The sequence below is a fragment of the Lactobacillus johnsonii genome (assembly GCF_014058685.1).
Lineage (GTDB): Bacteria > Bacillota > Bacilli > Lactobacillales > Lactobacillaceae > Lactobacillus.
The window spans coordinates 372,280-398,023 of the sequence record NZ_CP059055.1 but is presented as its reverse complement, the minus strand read 5'-3'; the positions used below and the strand labels follow the sequence as shown (position 1 = coordinate 398,023).

Below are 25,744 nucleotides of genomic sequence, written 5' to 3'. Positions count from 1 at the left end.
TTAGTTATCCTTTAATAAACGATCATAACGATATGGGAACAAAATAGTATCAATTTGATCTTTAATTCCTCCCATAAACATTGTAATCATAACAACATTCATTGGAATAATAGCAAAGCCAGCATAATTACCTAAAAAATTACCCCCATATAAACCAAAAACAAGTTGAAATGCATTTAAAACGGCTCCCGGAAAGGCAATAATCCATATTAGACGGTTTAAATATCGTTGTGTAGGACGTCCAGGAGCAATATTTGGAATATAGTAGTGATTATTTCGAAAACTCTTGGCTTGTTCTTTAGGATCGAAATTTACAAAAGTGAAGAAATAAAAAATCAATATTCCCATTACTGCAGAAAAAGAAGCTTGAAATACCCAATTATTGATCAAAGATGAAGAACTAAAGTATCTTCCCACCATTAAAGGAAGGGTCAAAATAGCCATTCCTACCATATACATCATCATGGCAGCCATGTTTAATCCTAACGGCACTGTCATCAAATTACTAGAGGCAGGGAGACTAGGATTAACTACTTTTAAAGGATAGTAGGCTTTAGTAAACGCGAGCCAAAATTTTATTAGTAACAAAATAAAAATAGCTAAAGCTGCTAACCAAACCCATGCATATTTCATGGTTAAAAGAAGTTTTACATTACTAATTATATTGGGAATAGCGCCATTAAGAATGCTTGTTAAAATAACTGGTGCACTTGCTCCGACCCCATATTTCATATTGCGGTAACAAAGCCAAACTACTAAACAAGACCCAGCACTCAATATCAAGATCATTTCAAAATCTTCTAAACCATTCCGTCGATTTGTAAAAGCAAAGACTAATAGTGCTGCTTGAATGATAGTGATAATCATAGTTAAAAATTGCATCAAGTACTGCACTTGTTTCGGTGACAAGGCATCAAAACCAAAGGAATGAGTAAAACTTAGCAGCTGAATAATTAACATCGAAAACATTAATGGATTCAGACCGATTGAAAAAATAGATATCTGTGTAAAATTAGCTCCACTAAATGCCCCTAAAATTGAAATAGGAGTATTTTTTACAGCTTCCATATACTGTTTAGTCACTTCTGCAAAAGGAAGAGGAATGTATAATCCCATTACATAAATTATTACTATGAATAGACTAAAGCTTACTTTCTTTATTACATTTAAAAGATTTTTCTTTTCCAAATGAACTTCTCCTCGATAAGTGAATTGAGCGATACTACTCTTTCAAAGATATATTTCTTCTACACATATCCTTTTATATTTAGTGTTATATTTTTCAAGTCTATACCCTATATACTACATTATAATCAAAAGCACTTAAGTGGAAATATATAAAAAAATAAAATAATATAATTTGTTATTTTTAAGAATTGATTAAATTTTACTAATTTATAATTTTATTCTTCTTCCCTAAGTAGATAGCCATTCTTTTTACGATTATATTACTATAACCAAATAACTATAATTAGTAACTTAATTCACAATATAATAAATAAAAGCTGGCTATAAATAAACAACAGCTTATTATAAAGCTTTTCAGCTCTTATATTTAATCCTTTTTATTTGTAGTTTGTGAAACATGAGACTAGTATACACATGAGCAGATTAATAAATAACATATTGATTTTGTTTATTGTATATATTTAAAGGAGAGAGAAAAATGGAGAATTCTCATAAAGCAGGATCTGCCAAAAAGCAAGCCTTTATCTCCATATGGACCCTAACTCTAATGAACGTGGCAATTATCGCTGGTTTAGGTAATGATGTTCAAGAAGCCTTTTATGGTTTATCGTCAGTTACCTATTTTGCCATCGGTGCTATTTGCTTCTTCATTCCTACCGCCTTAGTAGCTGCAGAGCTAGCCTCTGGCTGGAGCAACCGTGGCGGTATTTTCCGCTGGGTCGGTGAAGGTTTAGGAAAAGGATGGGCATTAACTTGTCTGTTGATTTTATGGTTTCAGGTAATGATTAACTTTGGGATGGGAATGCCGAGTTCAGCTGCAACTATTTTGTTCTACACGCCAATGTATAACAAGGCAGTTGCCTTCGCTCAAAATCCTACTCATGTTGTTTTAATCATGACTGGATGGATTATTTTATATTGGATTATGGCTATCATTGCTAATAAAGGTGTTAAAACTTTTACCACTATTACAAAATATGGTGTCTTAATTGGAACACTTATCCCATTAGCAGTAATGATTATCCTAACAATCGTTTGGTTGTGCCAGGGACATACCCCCGCTATTTCAATGGCACCAAAACAATTAATTCCAAAATGGAATGGAATGAGTACTTTAGCCCTCGCAGCTGGTGTATTCTTCTCTTATACTGGAATTGATGAAAATGCCGCCTTCATTAAACGATTACGGCACCCTGAAAAAGATTTTGTATCTTCAATTTTTATTACTTTGATCTTAGTATTCTTAATCTTCGTAGTAGGTACTGTAATCATCGCAATGATCGTTCCAGAAAAACAAATTAATGTTTTATATTCATTAGTTACGGTATTTAAAGTTCTTGGTGAAACCTTTGCCTTTCCTTGGTTGTATCTAGTTCTAATGTGGGTCGGACTTTTCAATTTAGTTGCTTCTACTGTGACTGAACTAGCAGCTCCATCAGTTATGCTTGCCCAAGCTGGTGGTAGTGGCTTTTTACCAAAATGGTTACAAAAGAAAAACAAGCATGGAATGCCTGCTCGACTAGTTTATGTCCAAATGGCTGGAATGACTATTATTGCATATCTATTTAAATTAATTCCAAACGTAGAAGGATTTGTAATTTTACTAACACAGTGTGTCACTGTTCTATATCTTTTCTACTACATTCTAATGTTTGTCGCATTCTTACGTTTACGTTACCAACAACCTAACCGTCCTCGTTCATTTAAAGTACCTGGTGGTAAAGTAGGAGCTTGGATTATTGCCGGTGTTGGCCTCATTTCATCAATTTTCGGTATTGTTCTTGCCTTTTATCCACCAGCACAAGTTAAAGCAGAAGTCGGATCTCCAGTAACTTATATAATTGTTATTGCAGTTTTAGTTGCGGTTGTATTACTTACCTGTTTAGGACTTTATCTTCTTTCTAAAAAGCATCCAAATTGGGTAAATCCAAAAAACGAATTTGCTCCCTTTACTTGGGAAATTGAAGGATTACCAAAGCCTGAAAAAGTTACATCAAATATTCCTACTGTATTGATGTCTAAAGGACAGAATCCAATGGGGATGCCGATTAAGCGCCCATATAAACCTGATCAACAAGTAGCTAAATCAGTAGTTGATGCAGACGAACGGAATGAGTCAGTTGAAGAGAATCAAAGCTAATTTATAGTAGACTTAAAATATATTTCTATCCTGTTGATGAATATTTCTTATATTTCATCAACAGGATTTTTTTGTTTAAAAAATCTGCTTAACTTTAAATAATGAGACGAAAAAAGGAATCAAACAGCTCTTTTTTAGCTGCTTAATTCCTTTTAAGATCTACAGAAGTTTTAATTTCTTCTCTTTTAGAGATATTTCTTGTACCTTAATTCTATTTTTTCTTTTTTCGATCGAGACTTAATCCTAGTAATCCAATTCCTACTGCAAGTGCTCCAGAGATAATTGCAAACATATCTTTGTACGCACCTGTTTGAGGTAATGTATGATCATTCTTCTTATTAACTTGAGCTCTATTTCTTAATGCTTGCTTCCCTACCTTCTTTTGCACAGTATTCACAATATTTGTTTTGCTTATCTTAGTAGTCGAAACTTGTTGCTTCACTGCCGATACTTTACCAGAATCCTTCTTATCTGCAGGTTGAGATGGAATAGTAGGAGTTTCTGGTTCTTGTTGTTTACTGTAACCAATTCTTATAGTTTGATCCTCAGTATCTGGAGTCACTACTTCTTCTGGTACTTCATTTGAAGTGTAACCTGAAATTTCTGAAGCATTATACTTATCCCAATTACCTGAGGACTTATCCCATTCTCCGTATGTCACTTCGCCATTTACTGGATCAGTGTACTTTGGACGGGTGAACGTTACTGTTTGAACTACTTTGTTTTCGCTGCCATCTGGATTTTCAACAATGATTGTTCTTGTCACTGTCTTAGTATCAGTAGTTTCAACCAACGGATTCTTCGTGTACTTCACGGTTACTGTCCTGTCTGCAGTACCTGGAGTTACTACTTCTTCTGGTACTTCATTTGAAGTGTAACCTGGAATTTCTGAAGCATTATACTTATCCCAATTACCTGAGGACTTATCCCATTCTCCGTATGTCACTTCACCGTTTACTGGATCAGTGTACTTTGGACGGGTAAACGTTACTGTTTGAACTACTTTGTTTTCGCTGCCATCTGGATTTTCAACAATGATTGTTCTTGTCACTGTCTTAGTATCAGTAGTTTCAACCAACGGATTCTTCGTGTACTTCACGGTTACTGTCCTGTCTGCAGTACCTGGAGTTACTACTTCTTCTGGTACTTCATTTGAAGTGTAACCTGGAATTTCTGAAGCATTATACTTATCCCAATTACCTGAGGACTTATCCCATTCTCCGTATGTCACTTCACCGTTTACTGGATCAGTGTACTTTGGACGGGTGAACGTTACTGTTTGAACCACTTTATTTTCACTGCCATCTGGAGCTTCGACAATGATTGTTCTGGTTACTGTCTTAGTATCAGTAGTTTCAATTGCTGGGTTCTTTGTGTACTTCACGGTTACTGTCTTATCTGCAGTATCTGGAGTCACTACTTCTCCTGGTACTTCATTTGAAGTGTAACCTGGAATCTCTGGTGCACTGTACTTATTCCAGTTACCTGAACTCTTATCCCATTCTCCGTAAGTTACCTCACCATTTACTGGATCAGTGTACTTAGGACGAGTGAAGGTTACAGTTTGTACAACTTTGTTCTCACTTCCATCTGGGTTTTCGACAATAATTATTCTCGTTACCGTCTTAGTATCAGTTGTTTCAATTGCTGGATTCTTACTGTACTTCACAGTTACTGTCTTGTCTGCAGTAGCTGGAGTTACTGATTCTTCTGGTACTTCATTTGAAGTGTAGCCTGGAATCTCTGGTGCACTGTACTTATTCCAGTTACCTGAACTCTTATCCCATTCTCCGTAAGTTACCTCACCATTTACTGGATCAGTGTACTTAGGACGAGTGAAGGTTACAGTTTGTACAACTTTGTTCTCACTTCCATCTGGGTTTTCGACAATAATTGTTCTCGTTACCGTCTTAGTATCAGTTGTTGTTACAATATTAGGTTCGACTAAAAATTTAGTTACACCATTTTCAATAGTGATTTGGGTTGAGACATTAGAATCTACCAACTTGTAATCTTTTGGCACATTTTGCTTTACATTAAAGTCAACTTTATCACCATAGTTAGATGAAGCTGTACCAATATTTTCGATAGTCTTAATGACATTGCCATTACCATCAACATACTCAATTTTTTGATGAGCAGCAGTAATAGTGTACTTAAATTCACCACTTACATTAACATTGTAGTTTAAATTATCAGCTTGAAGTTTCTTCAACCCGTTTTCGTTTAAAGTAATCGTGTAGTTACCCACTTCACTTGGAGCGTTGCCATCTGGAGTATTCCAGCTAAAGTCAGCTAGTGTTAAACCATCTTTATTAAGATTGTTACCAGTTAAGTTATCTGCCAATGTTGAAAGCTCAACTTTTGCTGGTTGCCCATCAGAAACTTTAGAACCATTACCTGATAAAGTTATATCCATAACAGCTGGAATAATAGTTAAAGTACCAACATTTTGCTCTGTGGTTGGCCAGTTGTAGTTTGGATTGAGCTTTTCAAGTTTCTGGATAGCAGCTGGAGTTAAGTAAACTGTGTAGTCTCCAACATCGGTTGGATCTACAGTTTTTCCATCTTTATCCTTAACTACAAAGTCATTACTTGTTAAAGTACCAGCTGGAATTGTTGGAACTGGACCATCACCTTCTGGGGTTAACGTAATTGGGAAGTTTCCTGGATCTACTACTTGTGGATTTCCTGTGTATGTTCCTGTTTGACTACCGTTTCCTGAAATAGCAATTGAAGCTGGAGTAATTGTGAACTTAGCACTGCCACTTACTGCAGTATTTGCAAGAGTTACGTTTCCAGCACCATATTTTGCAGTAAGAACTTCTTGCAAGTGACTTATTCCAGTACTATTCAAAGTCAAAATATAAGTACCAACATTAGTTGGATCAGATACATTCCAATCGTAATCTCCATCTTTTAGGGTATAAGTAATCTTATCATCATTAATTCCAACGATCGTAACATTAATGTCTCCACCTTGGTAAAGATCAGCGGTACTAATAGCTTCTCCATTGTAGACACGACTATTTTCACCGCTTACTATTGCACTTGCTTGAGCAGCTTTAATTACTAACTTACCAACTTCTTCTTCAGTTGTTGGCCAGTTGTAGTTTGGATTGAGCTTCTTAAGTTTCTCAACACCTTCTGGGGTTAAGTAAACTGTGTAATCACCAACATCAGTTGGATCTACAGTTTTTCCATCTTTATCTTTAACTATAAAATCACTACTTGTTAAAGTACCAGCTGGAATTGTTGGAACTGGACCATCACCTTCTGGGGTTAACGTAATTGGGAAATTACTTGGATCTACTACTTGTGGATCTCCGGTGTACGTCCCTGTTTGACTACTGTTTCCTGAAATAGTGATATCAGCCTTATTAATTGTGAAAGTAGCTTCTCCGTTAAGATCGCTATCTGTTATCTTAACGTTAGCTTTACCCCATTTACCATCAATTGCACTTTGCAAGTTAGTAAGAGCCTCTGGGCTTAGCTTAAATGTATAGTCACCTGCATCAGTTGGAGCATCCCCATTTAGCGTATTCCAAGTGTAGTCGCCGTCTTGTAACTTATAAGTTACAGTTTCACTACTGTTTGGAATGGTAATAGTTACTTCAACTGTACCATCTTTACTATTAACCTCAGTTGTAGTTACTGGATTACCATCATATGTTTTAGATGAATTACCCGAAAGATTTGCTGTAGCATTAGCCTCAGTAATTATATATGAACCTTGACCACTAATCTTTGCATTAGCCCAATCAAGATTTTCTGTATTATTACTATTTTGCAAGATCTTATTCTTACCTGATTCAGATAATTGGATAGTGTAGCTACCAACATTGCTTGGCGCAGTTGTATAAGTAACACCATCTTTTATCCAAACATAATCGCCTGCTTCCAGAGTAATAGTTGGATTACCTGGTGCAGTTACGGTGACACTTGGCTGAGTCTTGTAGTCCCCAAGAGCTATTGATGTGCCATCAAATATCTTTTCAGCATTGGCCTTAAATTCAACGCTTGGAGTAGCTTTTTGAATTTCAAAATTACCAGTACTAGCATTATCAAAGTTGTAACTATAATGAGTTGAATCCACCTTAGCAATATTTTCCTTACCTTGTGCAGACAATTGTACCTTGTAAGCTCCTGCATTAGTTGGATCTTGACTCGGACCAAATTCCAAATCGCCAGCAACTAACTTGTAAGTTTGACCATTTTCAAGAGTTACTTGATAGTCGTTAACATTAATATCACTATTTGCAAATGTATTACCGGTATAAATTACTTCTTGATTACCGATTAAGGTTACAGATACATCAGTTGCCTTAGTTACTATGTAAGTACCTTTTGCATTATTTACCCAGTCATAATTATTAGTCTGTGATTGAAGTTTCTTAAAGCCAGCTTCACTTAAAGTAACAGTGTAAGTTCCTAGCCCAGTTGGAACGGTAGTTGTTGTATTTCCATTGGCATTAGTAAACTCAAAGTCGCCAGCTTGTGCAGAAAGGCTCACCCCCTCTGGGACATTAACAGTTACATGATTATTTGTGGAAATACTTGGTTTGAAGTTATTTACATCAAAATCATTCTTCCCATATTCAACTGTTTGACTAGCTGGTTGAGCAAAGTTAACTGTAGCTTGAGCCTTAGTGATAGTGTACCTTGCATTTTCACTAATTATTACATTTGACCAATCAAGATTTGCAGCGTTTACTGCTTTGATCTTACCAATTCCGTCTGAAGTTAATGAAACAGTATAATTTCCTGCATCACTTGGAGTAGTAGTAAAGGTCTGACCATCATTAGTCCAAACATAATCAGTACCAGCAACTAAAGTTACATCATTTTTGCCAGGAGCTATAATCGTCACCTTTGGTACATACCCACTAATTGGTGTACCATCGTAAGTCTTTTCGCCTTGACCAGTAAATGATGCACTTGGTGTGGCTTTAGTAATATTGAAACTACCTACTCCAGTATCATTAAAGCTATATTCATAGTTTTTACCTTGAACGGCAGCAATATTCTTCTTACCTTGATCAGACAATTGAACAGTATAAGTACCGACATTTGTTGGATTTTGATTTGGAATAAATTCTAAGTCTCCATCAACTAGCTTGTATTCTAATCCGTTACTCAAAGTCACCTTGTAGTCACTAACCTTAATGTTGCTATTGGTGAATTCTTCAGCAGTATAAGTTTCATCTTGATTACCTGATAAAGTTACATTGGCGTTAGCCTTTTCAATAGTATATTTTGCACTTCCAGTAACTTGGCTGTTAGCAATAGTTACATTGCCGTTACCGTACTTATCGTTCAAGAGATCTTGTAAGTGACCAATTCCAGTACTATTCAAAGTTAAAGTGTAAGTACCCACATTTGTTGGATCAGATACATTCCAAGTGTAATCACCAGTTTGCAAGGTGTAAGTAAATTCTTGATCGTCAAGTCCAGTAATTTTAACAGAGATAGTTCCACCATTATAGATATCATTAATTGAAATAGCTTTACCATTGTATGTTCGACTATTCTCACCACTTACAGTTGCACTTGCTTTAGCCGCATTAATCTTGTAAGTAAAGGCATTCGTACCTAAAGTTAAGGCATAATTTGGATTTGCTGCAGCAATCTTATTAATACCAGTTTCACTCAACTTGATAGTGTAATTACCTACATTCGTTGGGGCAGTACCGCTAGACCAAGTAAAGTCATTAACATCAAGCTCAGGAATAACTAAATCTTGACCATTAACTGTATTAGATGAAGAAATTGCATCCTTAAGTTGATCCATTGGTAATTCTACCGCAGAACCAGTATAAGTAGTTTCACCACTGCCTGACATTTGATAGTTCGCTTTAGCATTAACAATTTCTAACACTCCATTACCAGTATTATTCCAAACATAGTTTTCACTAGTTGAAATCGCCTTTTTAATCTTTTCAATACCTGAGTCAGTCAATGAAACTTGGTAAGTTCCTGGTGCAACTGGTGAAGGAGTAACTGTGTAGTCACCAACTGCTAAAGTACCAGCAGAAACAGTGAGCGTCACACCATTATCAGTGGTAATAGTTGGTACAAAATCAGCTGGATTTATAGAAATTTCATTTCCAGTCCAACTACTTGTTTGCTTGTTCTCATCAGGAGTTAATGAAATAGTGGCTGCAGCTTTAGTAATTTCATAAGTTGCACTACCTGTAATTGCATCATCAGTCCAATTAATGTTGTCGCTATTGCCATAATGAGCTTTAATGTTGGCAATTCCCGTACTGTTTAACTTAATCATGTAATTTCCAACATTAGTTGGTGCACTACTTAATCTAGTTGAACCATCTGCGCTATACCAGTCATAGTCACCCGCTTGAAGTTGATATGCACTTTGAGTAGTGCTTGGAACATTCGCAGTAACCTTGATATTACCATCTTTAGTAACTTCAACATTAGTTACACTTTGACCATCATACTGCTTAGAATTATTTCCTTCTAGCTCAGCACTTGCTTGTGCCTTTTCAATCGTGTAGTTAACGTATGACTTACTTGGATCATAATTAATTGTTAAACCGCCAGCGACTTGCTTTAATTTATCTAAACCATTTTGGTTCAAAATAATGCGGTAATTACCAGCGTTAGTTGGTGCGCCAGCTAAAATATTACCTTGGTCATCTGTGTATGAATAATCATCTGACGTCAAGTTAGCATCTTGAATAGCTTGAGCAATATTTTGAACAGATACATCAGTATTTGATGAAACAACCGTATGAGTAATTTCACTAATTATATCGGTAGAAACTGGTTGTTCACTGCCATTGTAGGTATTAGTAATAGTATCATGATTAATCGTTAAATCAAGATTGACCTTGTTGTAGACCACATTAACTGTTATCGAACTCATCTCTGGAGTCACTGTAATACTATTTAAACCAGTAATAATGCCATTTGCATTAGTTGTTACTGCAGGATAGTCAGTATTACCGACTTTTGCACTTTCAATATAGTAGCCTTCTGGAACAGTTGAGCTAGCCCAGCTACTCCAAGTTGCATTGGTGCTCGTCCATACAGCATCACCATCTGTAATTGTCTTAGTACTATCACTTGGATCTATATAACCTATTACTTTACCTGTGACTTCATCAACAATTGCAGTTCTAGTAAAGTTAACATTTTGTTCAACAGATGGAACATTTGTAGGAAGTCCAGCCACAGTAATAGTGCGAGTAATCGTTTCAGAAAGTGGAACTTTGTCTGTCTCAGTACTACTACTTGGCCAAGTGTCATTAGGTCCAACAATCTTATGTTTATGAACAAGTGGAATAGTAATTGGGGTGTTAGTTGCTTCAAAGGTATAACTTGTTGGTAAGCTTGCTCCATTAGCCAGTTCATAGCCTTCTGGAACAGTTAAATTAAGATTGCTATCGGTTTCTCCAACACGACCGCTAATGGTAATAGTTTCTCCAACTTGTTTATTGTTATCATCAGTATCAATAAAAGTAATTGTATTGCTTACTTGATTACCTTGATAAGTGATAGTTACTGTAACATCACTTTCGTTAGCTGAAACAGTAGTTTGTGCTACACCTTTTAGTTTACCATCTGCGCTAGTAACATCAGAATAATTACCGTTTGCATCAGTAATTGATTCAATTGAATAGCCCGCTGGAACGTTTGATGGAACAAATGCATCCCATTGATTATTGGTGCTCGTCCATGCAGCATCACCATCTGTAATTGTCTTAGTACTATCACTTGGATCTACATAACCTATTACTTTACCTGTGACTTCATCAACAATCGCTGTTCTGTTAAACGTTACGCTTTGAGTAGTTCCTTCAACTGGTGTTGGTAAGCCTTCAACTTTGATAGTTCTAGTAAGTGTTTTCGAAAGTGCAACTTTATCTGTATCGGTACTACTACTTGGCCATTGATCTGGTGTACTTACCTTTACACGCTTATGAGTTACATAAATCGTTAATGCAGTATTATCTGGACTAAAAGTTGTTGGTACAGTACTACTCTTTGAACTAATAACATAGCCTTTAGCTTCTAAAGCACTCTTAACTGCATCATATGCAGTTGTTGCATCAGTTGGAACATTACTTCCTTGATTCCCAGTAATTGCTTGACCATTACTTAATAAATCAGTTAATGATTGAATAGTTACCGGATTTGATGGATCGTTTTCATCAATGACCTGATACTTAATCGTACGTTGAATTGGCACTGCCTCTAATATTACAGTTGCATTATTATAGAAGTATTGAACATTTCCACCAAAGACAGGAGTACCTTCTGGTGCATTAGTTTGCCAAGTCTTACCACCAGATTGCAAAATCGCTGACTTAATTTCGTAGTTAGCAGGGATAGAAGATGCTGCATTCCTATTTGCAAGATTGATAGCTTCCTGTTCAGTCAACATTGTATTGTTTTGGGCTAAATTGTAACCAGTACTTAATTCAGGAAGATCAACAGTCTGAACTTGACCATTTTCATCAGTATATCGAAGCTTGAAGTTAATCTTAGCCTCACCAGTTACGGTAATATTAGCTGGCTTTACTTTGTTAGGAACAGTACTTGTATTATATATTGCCTCACTGCTTATAAATGGCTTCGTAGTATCTGAATAAAATCCAGTACTAATATATCCCGTCTTACCAGCATCATTTACCAAGTTAGGATCTATTCCTGTGAAAGTCAAACGATCTGAACGTTCAGTATTACTTAAGGATGATACCTTAATGATAATTGACTTAATCTTAGACCAATCCGTTACTTGATCTGCTGTAACGTATCCTGTCTCATCTGGCTTAGTACCATCAGGGTCATTATTACTCTTAAGATCACCTAATTCTGTAGAATATAAGAAAGAGTACTTAGTTCTATCACCATCGTAAACAGTACGACCACTTAGTTGAAAAGTAAAGCTAGTGTCGGAAGCTTGTGGTAAGTTCACCAAAGCAACAACATTAGTTAAAGTAGAACTTGATCCATTAATCAAACGAACAGCATATTCCATCTTGTTAGTACCATAAAGATTGGAAACTCCAGAATCAACTAAGGTATTATTTTGATTCCCTTGAGCAACGCTAGCAGTATTAGCACCACCGACTTGATTAATTGTATAGTTTTCACTTCCAATGTAATAAAGACTAGAAATGTTCCCCTGTACCCAATCTGGATTAAAAGCAATACCACTAGGAGCAAAATTGCTTGTATTATTAGAATTATAAGCAGTGTTCGTTAATTTGGTCGTTGGACTAACAATATAAATCATCCCTTGATAGGTGCCGTTAGTTCCATCAGGCAAGCTATTAAGGTGAATTTGATTATTGGAACCTTGACCAGCAAGAAAGTTATAGCCCGTACCAGAGTAATCAATCTTTACAACTTGACGAGATAGTCCTGGGGTTTCTGTTGGAACAGTAAATACTGACAACTTTGGCGCACCAGTAACACCATTATTAGTGTTAGGGACAAAATTAGGTAGCTTAGTATAGTCAGTTGAAAAATCATAAACTGAGAACCATTCTGGCAAAACATAGTAAAAAATCGGTTCATAAATATTGTTGGTTTGTCCACCACCCGCGTAGACAGATAGATATCCTATATTAGATTGACCTGTTGCTGTGTTAGTTTGATATCCAAATATGCCTGAACTAGAAGTTAAATCAGCTGGCGAAACGACATTCTGACCAAATTGTGCCTTACTAGTCAAATATCTAGTTACATTTCCTTGTTGAATTGTTCCAGTAAAAGTCATATTGGCGACTAATTGTGTACCCGGCTTAACTGTATCTGGGACTGCACCATATGCTTCAAACGCGTTCACTGACTGAGTAGTTTGATTTGCAAAATTATTAAGTGGCAAGTTAATAGCAGTGCTTTGATCTCTTTCAAAGTCATCAGGACTAACCACAATGTTAGTAATTACTCCAGTTCCCGTAATAGTATTACCAGCACTTACCTGCCCTTCACTCGTTGTACCATCTGCGTAAGTAATTGTGTACTTATAGTTACTTGTACCAGGAATAGTAGGTGTTTTTAGTTCAGTTACACCTAATCCCTCATCAAAATTAAAAGTAAGTTTACTACTATAATCGTTGTATGAAGCAATTGATTCATTAGTAATACCAAAGTAAGCAACAATTTGTTTATGACCATTATTTAAAAGCTGATTACCATTATAAGCAGCTTTAGCATAAAGCGGCATTTGGCCCAGTGGAATTCGATCATTTGCGCCATAAAAATCTTGACTTACTGTTGGGCCATTCCAAATTTTTGTTTGACTACCATCATCATTAAGCTTTTGCACAATCGTAATAGGGGCATCAGCCGTATAGGTGGTAGCGATAGCTGGCATGGCAATATCATATGACCCAACAAGTTGGTATGCCGGTCCGCTATTCCAGTTCTGCGTACCAGAACCTTTTGGTACAGTAATAATAACGTTATTACCTTCTTGGGTAATGGTAGTTTTATCCCCAAAATTATTAAGTTGCATTGTGGCAGATTGATCTAACACATAACCTTTAGGCATTGGGATTGTAATTATAGTGCCATAATTAACGGCACTATTAATTTTTTAAGAAGGAAAAGGCGTGTTGCTGTAGTCTTGGCCCGGAGCAACCCCGTTAGTTTCATTAATTGCTAGTTGATAGATTGATTCATAATTAGGAATCATCTTCTTTAACGCATTTTGATCAGTAGACTCTGGATTAGGTTTACTTAAAGCAAATTTCGGATTCCATACAGGGTTAATATCAATATGAAATTTAGCTGATGTTTGCTCTACACCATTAATTGTCCAAGTAATATCCTTAACCGTAGGCTGAGTAATTTGCATTGGCGTGGGTTTAGCACCATATCCATTGTCAGCGGGAATCGTAACGATCGGATTAATAACCCCAGAAGTGGTGAAGTTATAGATAACTACCTTATCATTACCCATATCCTTTAGAGAAGCACTCCCATAGTTAGCATCGATAGTTGGCGAATTGACACCGACAATACCATAGCTTGGGATTGAAATAGTTACAGTATCACCACTAAGAACATTTCCTGAAAGTAAAACCTTAGTTGGTTGATTACCATCTGTAGTATTTCCCCACGTATTTCTTGAAATATATAAAGTATAACGTCCGTCAGTACTTGGAATTGTCACTGCTGCGTTGGCTTTAATTTTATCAGCCTCAGCGATATTTTCTGTTAATGCTGCCAAAACTTGGAAATTAGCTGCATCCGAACTTCTAAGTAAAGATGTAACTGATTTAGCATCTAATGCTTTTCCATTATTTTCCTTAGCTTGCTGTTCAAGACTTTCTTGAATATTTTCCAAGTCTAAATTACTAGTATAGCTGGAAACTTTTGTATTCTTAGTGTCAGTAGTGGTTTCAGCTACATTTTTGTTTACATCATTAACAGCCTGACCTGACGTCTTTTGCGTAACTTTTTTAGAATCAGTTTGTGTATTAGCTTCTTTATTTGTAACTTCTGCCCTATCAGAATTTACCGTATTCTTAGTGTTATCAGTGATTTCCGAAGATTCTGCATTATTAGAACTTTTATCTTCAACTGTAGACCGATTATTAGTAACTACATCTGCAACCTTTTCCCCACTTTGCTTGTCTTGAGCTACTGCAGATTGAGAGTCTTGTTGCTCATTACCAGCAGAAGTTTCTTTCTCATTAACTTTAGTAGCTGTTTCATTTACTTCACTAGAACTTAGGTAAGTATTTTTATTTTGATGATTATCTACTAAGTCTGTCGAACTGGCAGTGTTAGAAGTTTCTGTAGTAGCAGCCTGAGCTTTTGAATTTTGCTCTTGAGTTCCTATTCCTAAGATTAATGTAGACAATAATACGGAACAAGCTCCTATAGTTAATTTTCTAATGCCGAACCGTTGTTTACTATCGTTATCTTTCTTATTAAAAAACATACCCATCCCTATCCTTTTTTCTGAATCTCTCTCATCGTTTCAATTATACCTAATTTTCAATATAATAACGCAAATGATGTCTTATTATTGTTATTTTTCAATAGTTTACCTATATGGTTTTTTGATATTCCTTCCTTAAATTTATACTTTATCTAATGTATTAGGACCTAATCTCAGTTATTGAAAAAACAATAAACTTTTCCAAACAAAAATGAGAAGGCAAAAACCTTCTCATTTTTTACTACCAAATATGTAACAAACGGGTGGGATCAATTTTGCTTAAATTAAATTGATGAACATGTTGATGCTCATTCTCAGGAAATTCTTTTACAAAATCAGCAATATTATATAGCCCAGTTGAATAAGACCAAACTCCCTTTACTTTTCGAATAGGATCTAACATTTCATTTCGAATTGGATATGCAGAAATTAAAAAGTGCTTATGGTGGAATTTAAATACAAAATATGGAAGCCTAAATTGCTCAATTACTTCTTCTCTAGTTTTACCTAAAGTTATAACGTTTCTATATGTTCCGTATTTCTTAGTAAATTCATCATTAAAAGAAAAGTAAAAGTTGGAAATATGCACATGTGGGAAATCTTCTGGTCTTACCTTATCTGGTACACAAATCACATGTGAATAATGATCTAAATTCTTTTCTTTTTGACTTAAGGCCCGTTCCATTCCATTCGGCAAAATTGAATAAGCCCAAGATGGAACTTCCGGATGAGCTTTATATTGCTCATACATCATTTTAATTACGTCAGGTTTCACCCAATCATAGTGCATTCTAACCTGATTACGCTGCAGTAAGCTTTCTAAAGTGTTATTTTGCATTAAATCGACTACAAATAATTCATAGCGATACTTTTCAACCCATGGACGAAAATGTTCAATTTTATCTGGCGTAATATGAGTTCCATCGACAATGATAGTTTCTCCATAAGCCATCTTATGCTGTACCAAATTATCAACCATTTGCTCTGTACGTACAGTAACGTGGCGTGGAATAACTTGATGCAGGTGATCTGTGCTTTCCTCATAATAAACCGTCAAATCAGCTAATAGCAGCCTAATTTCATCACGAGAAATAGCGTAAGGCTGCAAGTGGTGACGAGCAATAAAGGAAGATTTACCAGATCCAGGTGCTCCTCTTAGTAAAAATATTTTACGCATTATTTTCTCCTACTCTACAAGAATTTGTTCAAATATACTCGTAAAAAATTTTACCATAAAAATACCTATACAAACTATTAAAAAAGAGTAGACCAGTTGGCTACTCAATCAATGTAGAATTTCTTTCTTTACAATATGCAAATCAGTATCAAAAGTATAAACAATTGGCTCCGCATTGGGCACTTCTACTTTTACAATATCCTCATTACTGATATCTTCAATTTTTTTAATCAAGGCACGTAAACTTGAGCCATGGGCTACAACCAATTGATCATGACCTGCCATTAATTCAGGTGCAATATGATCCCAAAAATAAGGCATTAATCTCTCCTGCGTTTGATGTAAACTTTCTCCTTGGGGCATTAGACGCATATCATACTTTTGATATCTACGATCTTGCACGGGCTGCGTTAATAAAGGAGGCACACTGTCAAAACCACGTCTCCATTCTAAGACTTGTTTAGTGCCAAAAATTTTCTTTGAAACATCCTTATTAATACCGCGAAGTGCCCCATAGTGACGTTCATTTAAACGCCAAGTCTTAGTGATAGGTAAATATAAAAAGCTGCAAACATCTGCAATAATATTAGCTGTCATAATTGCACGCGATAAGACCGAAGTATGAATATGCGTTGGCACAAATCCGGCTATTTTTTCTACCTTAAGACCTGCATTTTTTGCCTGTTCAATCCCCTTTTTACTTAAAGGCACATCATTCCAGCCCGTATAAACATTGTCACGATTAGCTATACTTTCACCATGCCTAACTAAAACTAATTTGGCCAACTTTCTTCTCACCCGTCTCATTTAAATCATAAAAAACAAAATAATTCCAGTAATGGTAAAAACGACACCTAAGATTGTAAAAGAAATGATATCAACTTTACTGTCAGATGGAATACCAGTAAGCAATTTCTTTGTTCCATTAATAGAATCACTTTGAAATTCTTTCGTTGTTACTTTATGTTTTTGATAACGATTGTAAGCAGTATATAAATCCCATAATCCAATTAATAGAACTATGACTGCAACCCAAATATTTACCTTCATTTTATTTATCATCCTTGTGTATGCTTGTACCATTTACTTTTTGGTCTAAGTTTCGAACTGCTTTCTTGAAAGCTTTAACCGAATTCTGATAAACTTTGCCACCGTTTTGTTTCAAAAAATCCCCAGCTTGTTGGCCTTTTTCAGTTAAGTGGTCTTTGATATCGGGCCAATCATTTTCCGCAAAATCTTTAAATTGGTCTGTAGCTTTCTTTTGATAATTTTTTAGATTTTCTTTTAGATCATTAGTATCGAATTTCATTTTTTCTCCTTAAAATAAAAGGCTTTGCCCCTATTTTACCAAATAGCAGCAAAACCAGATTAACTAATCTTCTTTATCATCAAAAATCATTTTATCACTAATTCCACGTGTGCATTCTGCTTGAAGTGTCACATGGTTAATTCCAAGCGGCTTTAATTTTTTAGCAATTTCTGTGTATATCTTTTCTAATTGCACAGCATCTAAATTTTTATCTACATTAATATGTGCGTCTAACATCGTCACATTGTCTGAATATTGCCAAACATGCACATGGTGAATGTTATTTACATGTGGACAAGATAAAACTAATTCATTTATCTTATTTAAGTCGATGCTAGGGTTTGTTTCCATTAAAATATTAGCAGCTTTAATAGTAACTTCATAAGCTTCTTTAAGTAAAAATACAGAGGCTGCTATCGTCAAAACAGGATCGACCCAGTAAATTTTCCAAATTGAAATTACAATTGCTCCAATTACAACTGCTACACTAGTTATTGCGTCTGAAAGCATATTTAAAAATGTAGCTTTTGCATTAAGACTCGTCTTAGCTTCCTTCATAACTACTAGCATTGAAATTAAATTAGCAGCTAACCCAATTAAAGAAACAATTAACATGATTTTTCCTTTAATTGGTTCAGGATGACTAAATCGTTGAATTCCTTCGATAAATAAATAAATGCTGATTACTATTAAAATAATCCCATTAGTAAAAGCTGCTAATATTTCCGCGCGGTCATAGCCAAAAGTCTTGCTGTTATTTCGCTTTCTTTTAGCAATTAAATTAGCAACAAAAGCTAAAATAATTGATCCAACATCGCTTAAATTATGTACGGCATCTGAAAGCAGAGCAAGTGAGCCTGAAACTGCTCCACCGATAAATTCCGCAATTGTAATAATAATATTTAATAAAGTTACCCAAAAGTAACGTAGTGATGATTTATCCTTCATATTTTTTCTCCATAAATATATCGAATTTGGTATACTTATTGCAGAAAGTATAATATTCCATTTTTGATATATTGTCAATAAGAGGTGCTAAATTATGACACAAACAGATACAAATTTAGTCAGTGAAGCAGCTAAAATCTATAAAGTTTTAAGCAATAGTAGACGAATTTCAATTTTATTTTTTTTACGGAATGCTTCAAAAGAAGTCGATGTCTCAACAATTGCCACTACTCTCACCCTTGCGCAGCCGGTAGTATCAAAACAATTAGGCATTTTAGAAAAATACAATTTGGTTAAACATCATAAACATGGAACTCATGTCTTTTATTTTTTAAATGACTCGGACGTTTTATCAATGATTGACGCCATGATTGAACATGTAGAACATACTGCCAAAGAACATCCCACAAACTTATACTAAAAAAGATGCAACTGGATAGCTGCATCTTATAAATTTGGAATGTCAGTGTTTTTTACACCATAATTAATTATTTTAAATTTTCCATTATCATCAATTATTCCACGCGTCACACTACCATTATCTGGGAAAGGAATATCATGATCGTGCGTAGTTTGATCCCAGTATTTAATTCCCAAGGTCTTAATAAAGTCTCCATGAGACACAATTAAAACTCGTCCTAGCCCTTTTGTTTCTTCAGCTAGTTGGCTAACAGCTTGGTCCATTCGATTATTAAGGGCTTCTGCATCTTCTGCTAAATGACGTGGATCAGCTTTCTTAGTTGCTTCACGAAAATCATGGATTCCTAAGGTTTGAATGATTTTTACCACATCATTTGTTGGTTTCATCCCTCCAGCTACAGCAACTTTTTCCCAAGTTTCGTCAATATCGTCACCTTCAAAAGTACCAAAGAATACTTCACGAAAAGCTGGAAGTTTTTTTATTTTACCAATCTCAGAAACTTCATTTGTATCGGCAATTAAGTGAACTGTATCAATGGCTCGCTTTAAATCAGAACTATACATTTTATCAAAATGAACCTGAGATAAATTAGATGCTGTTACTTTTAGGTCATTAATTCCTTTTACAGTTAGTGGAGAATCAGCCCAGCCTTGAACTTTATTCAACTGATTAAACATTGTTTCCCCATGTCTTACTAAATAAACTTCAGTAGCCATTTTTACCCTCTTTTCTTAAATTGTTTCACAAATTTTCTTTCAATTATCTAAATGTTAACAGAATATTGCGTTAATTCAAGTATTTTTAAAGGTAACACTACATTTAGTGTTTCACAAAATTATTAGTACAATATCTCATAGGTTAGCTATTATTATGTACGCAATTTTGGATTTATTTTTTTAATCTTTAAATTAAAAATTACTATTTTAATGGGTTAAAATAAAAGTTGTATAGTGCTTAATAAAAAGGAGGACTTTTTTATGACGAAAGTTGCTGTTGTCTTTGCGGATGGCTGTGAAGAAGTTGAAGGACTTAGTGTCGTTGATGTACTACGTCGCTTAGATATTGATTGTGACATGGTCGGTCTTGATAAAAAAGAAATTAACGGAGACCATCATATCTTACTAACCTGTGATAAAGTTGTGGATGATTCACTTTTAGAGTATGACTTAGTAGCTTTTCCAGGTGGAAGAACTGGAGCTTTAAACCTTAGAAACAATGAAAAATTAGCTAAGCTTATGATTCAAAGAAATAAAGAAGGCAAATGGGATGCAGCAATGTGTGCCGCTCCGATTGCTTTAGGTCACTACGGCTTGCTAGAAGGAGCCAACTACACCTGTTACCCAGGCTTTGAAAAAGAAATTGAAAAGGAATGTCCAAACGGCCACTTTAGCACTGATATTACAGTTGTGGATAAAGAACACAAAATTATCACTAGTCGTGGACCAGCTACAGCTTGGGCATACGCTTATACAATTGCTCAAACTTTAGGTTATGACACCAAAGAATTAGAAAAAGCAATGCTTTATGATTATCTAGCTAAAAATATTAATCAAAGCCTATAGTTAAACATATCGAAAAAGAGACCAGATTTTATATCTGATCTCTTTTTTCGTATATAACAGCTAAAATAACTTTTAATCTATCCCTTAAATTAAAAGCTTGTGTAGTTAATAGCAAGCTTACGGTCTTGTCTCAGCACTGCACTACACTTAATTACAATTAATTTTTCTCTAAGCACTTACTATATTTATTATAACATCTTTTATTTTAAATTAAACTAATTTATTTTATAAACGTGCAATTTGATAGCCATTTCTTAAAAAATGTTCCATTTCTTCTGGTTCTCTACCAGTTAAGCGATGAAAGTCATCAGATGTTGCACTAAGAAGTCCCTTCGCTCCTCCGGCATACATTGATGCAAGTTCTTTTCCATCGCCTTCAGCGGCATAAATCTTTGCAAATTCACCCGTTGTTACAGGTGCATAGCCAATTTTATGATCAGTGATCCGAGACATAATGTATGATAGCTCAACCATGTTATAATTTTTGTCCATACTTAATAGATATGTTTGGCCTTGATCGCGCATTACTGGCTGCATTGCTAAACACGCAATTGCATGAGCACTATCATTTCTTGTAATAAAGGATAGTGGTTCTGCCCCAACTGGATAAATAATATTTTTTCGTTTAATTAGTTCTTCTATATATGGGACCAGTGGATCTGCATACAAACTATTTTTTATAATACTGTATTCAATTCCTGAGCTAGCAAGTCTCCTTGGTACATATGCATAAAATGGAGACATTACAAATGGATTATTTTCTTGATCTGCAAAAAAACTTACAAAAATCAATTTAGATTTAGCTTCTTTTACAACTTGTAAGACATTTTCAAATTCTGTAATTCTTTTCTGCAAGTTATAAGTAATGCTGGGAATATAAATTACCAGATCAACGCCAGCAACTGCTTCTTTGAGGGTGTTGAGATCAAAATAGTCTAATTTTACTTTTTCCACAGCTAAGTCGCTAAACTTATCAGCCTTTTTTAAATTATGGATTCCAACTCGGATATTAGTTTCCGGAGTCATTGTTCTCAGCCAGCGAGTAACTTTTTCTCCTAAATTGCCCGTTGCTCCTGTAATTAAGTATTTCATATAAATAATATATAACCTTTCTTAAGATTAACTTTCTATATTATTATAGTTCAAAACCTTTAGAAATCCTTAATGTTAGTTTAAATATACGGTTTTAGTTATCAAGTTATTACGTCGTTTAATACTTTTCAATTTTTAGAATTAAAAGCAATAATTTGATAGTCTACTTTATCGCCATTAAAGTTAAATTTGGCAACAAAGGGCATAATCGGTTGAATTTTTGAAAAAGCAGGATATTCAAAACTACTATCAAAATAATTAATTATTGTTCCAATGGCTGTTCCATGACTACCAATAATTATATTTTTATCCGGATAATCAGTTAAAAGATTTTTTAACGCGTTCATATTTCTTTTTTGAACATCATTCAAAGATTCACCATTTTCTAACTTATAGTCAAAATCAAACCACTGTTTTTGACAATATTCATGAAAATTAGAAATCCACTCATCGCCAATTTTACGTTCACAAAATTCCGAAATTTGGTTAATTTTTAAATTTCTACTTTTAGCAACTGGCTCAATAGTCCTAATTGCTCTTCTAAAAGGACTTGAAAATGCCACGTCTAATTTCTTATTTTTAAAGTAATCAATTAAAAATTTTCGATCCTCTATCCCTTTTGGAGTTAAATCTCTTGTCAAATCATTATGATTACTTAAATCTGGTTCAGCGTGTCTTACAAAATAGACTGTTGTCATTATATTTTTCCCTGTCTAAAATTTTCATAGTCTAATCTCTCGATCAAACAAATTCCGCATATTTTCATTAAAATTATGAGCAATAAAAACAATTGTTGCCTCAGTTTGCAATAATTTCTTTAAAATCTTAAAAGTAGCCTGTTGATCAATAGCACTTGTCCCTTCATCAATTAAAATTATTTTACTGTCATGAATTTGTGCACGGGCCATAACGATCTTTTGTCTTTGTCCACCAGAAATATTTAATTTGTCTAAGTTTAACGGAGAATTTACGCCATCTTTAAACTTTTTCATGTCATCATCTAAGTTGACATCCCTTATTGCCAAGTTTACTCGATTATCAAGCTGACTATTAAACATCGTAATATTTTGTTTAATTGTCCCAGGAAAAAGATTAGGTTCTTGTGGGATATAGCCAATTTTAGACATATCAGGTGTAACAGTATTGCCATCCTGGTCTTCAAATTCTATCGTTCCATAACTAGGTTTAATAATTCCTAATAGTAATTTAAATAAGGTTGTCTTACCTGATCCCGAATCACCAGTTAAGAGAATTTTTTCACCCTCTTTTATATTTATGTCAGGATACTTCAACATTTCACCATTAGGAAATTTCAGAGACAATGAATTAGTTTTAATTACGGAAGGAATACTGGCCTCTTCTTTATTGTTCGATTCAAGTAGTGCTGTATCTTCACTAATTTTATTCATTAATGGTTTTGAGGAACGCATCATTGTCAATCCTTCAATAGTTTCTTGCATTCCAAAAGCCACATTATCCGCAAAATTTTGTACTGATAAAATCGCACCAAAAATGACTAACTTTTGTTCAACTAATACTCCAGTAAATCCTAATAATAGAATTGTAGAAACCAAAGCACTGAAGCCATTTAAGATACTTAATATCTGTTCTTGAATCGTTTGATTAATATTTGCTTTTTCTAGTCTCCTTGATGCTTTGCTCTGCACTTCTAATAATTTATTACCTGCAAAGTATCTTTTTAATTCACTTAAACCAGAAAACCATTTACTCAATATCGCAAGATATTCTTTATTCTTATCGGAAACGTTAATTGTAGTTTTCTCTATTTTTTTACTAATTAGTTTAGGTAAAAAATATGAAACAGTATCTACAACTAAACTTAATGCAAAAATTGACCAATGGATTGTTAGTAACGCAATCAAAGAGGTTATTAACATCGATCCATAAAAAGGAACAGTTACATACCATTCAAAAAAGTTATTTTTTACAATGTTGAAATCATTAGTTAGTCTATTTTGAAAAGCGGCTACTTCATGAAATTTTTGATCTTTAAAATAATGCTCGGCTATTTCATCGCGTAATTTCTTGAAATATTCTTCTTCTTGAACATTATTTAAATATTGAACAAAATAAATCACTGATTGAGCAAAGAACCAGCATAGAGCCATTAAGCTAGTTGTAACTATAACCTCATTCCAATTTTTCTCTTTAATATAGGTCAACCAATACATCTGTATATAGCCAGCCAGAATACCACTCATCCCTGATAAAATTGATAAAATAGTAATCCAAAAGAAACGAGTCCTATTAGTATTGATAAATCCTCGAAAAGACATTTAATTCACCTCTTTATTCAAATGAATCTCTCGATCAAACATATTAATCGACTTTTGCGAAAGATTATGAGCAATCATAATAATGGTTTGTTCTGACTTCAATAATTCTTTTAAGATAGATAAAGTTGCCTTACTATCAATGGCACTCGTCCCTTCATCAATCAAGAGCAAGCTACTATGATGGATGTTAGCTCGGGCTAAAACTATCTTTTATTTTTGACCACCAGATAAGTTTTCAGAGTCTAAGTTAATTAAAGTTTTTAATCCCTTGGGAAATTTTTCAATATCAGTAGAAAGATTTACCTTTTTGATTGTATTATTAACTTCCTTATCTAACTTGGAATCAAACATTGTAATATTATTTTTGATAGTATCGGGAAAAAGCGTATTATCTTGTGCAAGATATCCTATTTCTTCTGGATTCGGTATAAATACTTTTCCTTCTTTATCTTTATAGCTAACTGTACCCATTTTAGGTGTAACTTCACCTAGTAAAACTTTAAATAAAGTTGATTTTCCACTACCACTATCTCCAGTTAAGAGTATCTTCTCCCCTTTGTTAACGACTATATGTGGATAAGAAATCCTTTCTCCATTTGGATAAGAGACTTGAAGATCATTAATTTCAATCTTGTTAATTCTTTTATCAGAATTGTCTTTTACATTAAATTGTACTGATTCTTGCAAGTTAAGAATCTTAAGGCGCACTTTCTTAGAAGATTTAATTTGATTGAGGCTTTCCGCTAAATAGGTAATAGCATTCATAATTTGATTTGCAAAAATTCCAGAAGTAATGATAGCACCAAAGACAATCTGTCCTGTCGCATACAAATATATTGAAAGTGCTAATAGCAAAATTATGCCTATTAAAGATATTAGAGATGTAAGTGCAGTCGCCAAATTTCCCCAGAAGCAATCCTGAATTGTAGCTGCTTTTAACTCCGAGGTTGATTTCTTTATTGCACCTTCATAGCTGCCAAAACTGGCATACCTTCTTAATTCATCTAATCCTCGAGCCCATTTCTCTACTGTATCAAGCAGATATTCATTTTTTTGAGTAACTTCAAGAGTAGCGGAAGATGTCATTTTCTCAAAAAGTTTTGGTAAATAAAGACCGACAAAAGACAGCAACAAAGTTAAAACAACTAAACTCCAATTAAAGGTAAATAAGACTCCCAGAGAAAAAGCAATAGTTAATATCCTGCGCCATAAAATGAATAAAGGATTGGTATATTTATTAGTTAATTCCTGAATATTCGAATTTAGATTATTTTGAATTTCAGACACATTTTCATCGTCATTAACAAATAGATATCTAGTAATATTATTCCGAATCTGATGAATATAATCCTGAATTTGATGAGCATATAGAATATTACCAAGGGAAGTTAAAATTGTACTTATAAATTGCAAGCTAGCTGATAAAGTAATAAATATTAAAAATAAATTTAATTTATTTTGCTTTATATAATTAAATGCAGGTGTCATTAAATATGTAACACTTGTTGCACTAGCTGTCTCTAGGATTAATAAGATACAAATACTAATGAATCTTATTTTATTCGTATTAAAAATACCTTTAATGTTCATTTGTGTTACTCCAAAATATTAAGATAGATTTAATATTATTACTATTTTATGAAATATTCAATCTATCTTTTTTTCTTATTAAATTTAGACAGAA

The 25,744-nt window shown here is 34.3% G+C and carries 17 protein-coding genes; 3 read left to right on the top strand and 14 right to left on the bottom strand.

From position 1 onward, the window contains the following. Positions 1-1,188 (bottom strand): accessory Sec system protein translocase subunit SecY2, encoded by a 1,188-nt coding sequence (gene secY2 / locus H0I41_RS01845; protein ID WP_135014272.1) that lies wholly within the window; start codon positions 1,186-1,188, stop codon positions 1-3. A gap of 478 nt (positions 1,189-1,666) precedes the next feature. Here secY2 and H0I41_RS01840 point away from each other — a divergent pair, with 478 nt between their 5' ends. Next, positions 1,667-3,328 carry an APC family permease gene (locus H0I41_RS01840; protein ID WP_135014273.1) on the top strand — a complete coding sequence of 554 codons (1,662 nt, stop codon included), beginning with the start codon at positions 1,667-1,669 and terminating at the stop codon, positions 3,326-3,328. A 211-nt stretch (positions 3,329-3,539) separates the two neighbouring features. Here the strand turns inward: H0I41_RS01840 and H0I41_RS01835 are convergent, their stop codons facing one another. The 7 genes from H0I41_RS01835 to H0I41_RS01805 all read right to left on the bottom strand — a co-directional run bounded on the left by H0I41_RS01835 (position 3,540) and on the right by H0I41_RS01805 (position 18,688). Continuing rightward, positions 3,540-13,856, bottom strand: coding sequence for an MBG domain-containing protein (locus tag H0I41_RS01835; protein ID WP_182094572.1), 10,317 nt, complete (start codon positions 13,854-13,856; stop codon positions 3,540-3,542). 45 nt (positions 13,857-13,901) lie between these two features. Further along, positions 13,902-15,260: a YSIRK-type signal peptide-containing protein gene (locus H0I41_RS01830; RefSeq protein WP_135014275.1), complete on the bottom strand. Its 1,359-nt coding sequence runs from the start codon at positions 15,258-15,260 to the stop codon at positions 13,902-13,904. Between the two features lie 235 nt (positions 15,261-15,495). Next, on the bottom strand, positions 15,496-16,431 hold the full coding sequence (locus H0I41_RS01825) for an AAA family ATPase (RefSeq protein WP_011161540.1): 936 nt from the start codon (positions 16,429-16,431) through the stop codon (positions 15,496-15,498). A gap of 108 nt (positions 16,432-16,539) precedes the next feature. After that, the gene (locus tag H0I41_RS01820) at positions 16,540-17,238 is read right to left on the bottom strand and encodes a 2,3-bisphosphoglycerate-dependent phosphoglycerate mutase (protein WP_180320531.1); all 699 of its coding nucleotides are present in this window, start codon (positions 17,236-17,238) and stop codon (positions 16,540-16,542) included. After that, a complete protein-coding gene (locus H0I41_RS01815; RefSeq protein WP_053107057.1) occupies positions 17,239-17,481 on the bottom strand; it encodes a hypothetical protein in 243 nt (80 codons plus the stop codon). A gap of 1 nt (position 17,482) precedes the next feature. Further along, positions 17,483-17,740, bottom strand: coding sequence for a hypothetical protein (locus H0I41_RS01810; protein WP_053107058.1), 258 nt, complete (start codon positions 17,738-17,740; stop codon positions 17,483-17,485). Between the two features lie 63 nt (positions 17,741-17,803). Continuing rightward, the gene (locus H0I41_RS01805; RefSeq protein ID WP_053107059.1) at positions 17,804-18,688 is read right to left on the bottom strand and encodes a cation diffusion facilitator family transporter; all 885 of its coding nucleotides are present in this window, start codon (positions 18,686-18,688) and stop codon (positions 17,804-17,806) included. 94 nt (positions 18,689-18,782) lie between these two features. Here H0I41_RS01805 and H0I41_RS01800 point away from each other — a divergent pair, with 94 nt between their 5' ends. Then, on the top strand, positions 18,783-19,109 hold the full coding sequence (locus H0I41_RS01800) for an ArsR/SmtB family transcription factor (protein ID WP_069168893.1): 327 nt from the start codon (positions 18,783-18,785) through the stop codon (positions 19,107-19,109). Between the two features lie 26 nt (positions 19,110-19,135). Here H0I41_RS01800 and H0I41_RS01795 read toward each other — a convergent pair whose 3' ends face one another. Continuing rightward, complete coding sequence (locus H0I41_RS01795) at positions 19,136-19,825, bottom strand: histidine phosphatase family protein (RefSeq protein ID WP_011161534.1); 690 nt, start codon at positions 19,823-19,825, stop codon at positions 19,136-19,138. Between the two features lie 261 nt (positions 19,826-20,086). On the opposite strand from H0I41_RS01795, the gene H0I41_RS01790 reads away from it, so the two are divergent. Beyond that, positions 20,087-20,671: a DJ-1 family glyoxalase III gene (locus tag H0I41_RS01790; RefSeq protein ID WP_011161533.1), complete on the top strand. Its 585-nt coding sequence runs from the start codon at positions 20,087-20,089 to the stop codon at positions 20,669-20,671. 225 nt (positions 20,672-20,896) lie between these two features. On the opposite strand, the gene H0I41_RS01785 is transcribed toward H0I41_RS01790, so the two are convergent. The 5 genes from H0I41_RS01785 to H0I41_RS01770 all read right to left on the bottom strand — a co-directional run bounded on the left by H0I41_RS01785 (position 20,897) and on the right by H0I41_RS01770 (position 25,650). Continuing rightward, entirely contained in the window at positions 20,897-21,763 is an 867-nt protein-coding gene (locus tag H0I41_RS01785; protein ID WP_135014276.1) for an NmrA family NAD(P)-binding protein, read from the bottom strand. 128 nt (positions 21,764-21,891) lie between these two features. Next, positions 21,892-22,461, bottom strand: coding sequence for a histidine phosphatase family protein (locus H0I41_RS01780; RefSeq protein ID WP_023599217.1), 570 nt, complete (start codon positions 22,459-22,461; stop codon positions 21,892-21,894). Positions 22,462-22,485: 24 nt separating this feature from the next. Further along, a complete protein-coding gene (locus H0I41_RS01775) occupies positions 22,486-24,060 on the bottom strand; it encodes an ATP-binding cassette domain-containing protein (RefSeq protein WP_011161530.1) in 1,575 nt (524 codons plus the stop codon). After that, positions 24,061-24,225: a P-loop NTPase family protein gene (locus tag H0I41_RS09355; RefSeq protein WP_228099718.1), complete on the bottom strand. Its 165-nt coding sequence runs from the start codon at positions 24,223-24,225 to the stop codon at positions 24,061-24,063. A 45-nt stretch (positions 24,226-24,270) separates the two neighbouring features. Then, positions 24,271-25,650 carry an ATP-binding cassette domain-containing protein gene (locus H0I41_RS01770; protein WP_228099719.1) on the bottom strand — a complete coding sequence of 460 codons (1,380 nt, stop codon included), beginning with the start codon at positions 25,648-25,650 and terminating at the stop codon, positions 24,271-24,273. Between the last annotated feature and the right edge of the window lie 94 nt (positions 25,651-25,744).

Excerpts from the sequence above, each read along its gene's own strand:
- H0I41_RS01840 (WP_135014273.1), top strand. The coding sequence starts at position 1,667 with ATGGAGAATTCTCATAAAGCAGGATCTGCCAAAAAGCAAGCCTTTATC.
- H0I41_RS01835 (WP_182094572.1), bottom strand. The coding sequence starts at position 13,856 with ATGCCTAAAGGTTATGTGTTAGATCAATCTGCCACAATGCAACTTAAT.
- H0I41_RS01830 (WP_135014275.1), bottom strand. The coding sequence starts at position 15,260 with ATGGGTATGTTTTTTAATAAGAAAGATAACGATAGTAAACAACGGTTC.
- H0I41_RS01825 (WP_011161540.1), bottom strand. The coding sequence starts at position 16,431 with ATGCGTAAAATATTTTTACTAAGAGGAGCACCTGGATCTGGTAAATCT.
- H0I41_RS01820 (WP_180320531.1), bottom strand. The coding sequence starts at position 17,238 with ATGAGACGGGTGAGAAGAAAGTTGGCCAAATTAGTTTTAGTTAGGCAT.
- H0I41_RS01815 (WP_053107057.1), bottom strand. The coding sequence starts at position 17,481 with ATGAAGGTAAATATTTGGGTTGCAGTCATAGTTCTATTAATTGGATTA.
- H0I41_RS01810 (WP_053107058.1), bottom strand. The coding sequence starts at position 17,740 with ATGAAATTCGATACTAATGATCTAAAAGAAAATCTAAAAAATTATCAA.
- H0I41_RS01805 (WP_053107059.1), bottom strand. The coding sequence starts at position 18,688 with ATGAAGGATAAATCATCACTACGTTACTTTTGGGTAACTTTATTAAAT.
- H0I41_RS01800 (WP_069168893.1), top strand. The coding sequence starts at position 18,783 with ATGACACAAACAGATACAAATTTAGTCAGTGAAGCAGCTAAAATCTAT.
- H0I41_RS01795 (WP_011161534.1), bottom strand. The coding sequence starts at position 19,825 with ATGGCTACTGAAGTTTATTTAGTAAGACATGGGGAAACAATGTTTAAT.
- H0I41_RS01790 (WP_011161533.1), top strand. The coding sequence starts at position 20,087 with ATGACGAAAGTTGCTGTTGTCTTTGCGGATGGCTGTGAAGAAGTTGAA.
- H0I41_RS01785 (WP_135014276.1), bottom strand. The coding sequence starts at position 21,763 with ATGAAATACTTAATTACAGGAGCAACGGGCAATTTAGGAGAAAAAGTT.
- H0I41_RS01780 (WP_023599217.1), bottom strand. The coding sequence starts at position 22,461 with ATGACAACAGTCTATTTTGTAAGACACGCTGAACCAGATTTAAGTAAT.
- H0I41_RS01775 (WP_011161530.1), bottom strand. The coding sequence starts at position 24,060 with ATGTCTTTTCGAGGATTTATCAATACTAATAGGACTCGTTTCTTTTGG.
- H0I41_RS01770 (WP_228099719.1), bottom strand. The coding sequence starts at position 25,650 with ATGAACATTAAAGGTATTTTTAATACGAATAAAATAAGATTCATTAGT.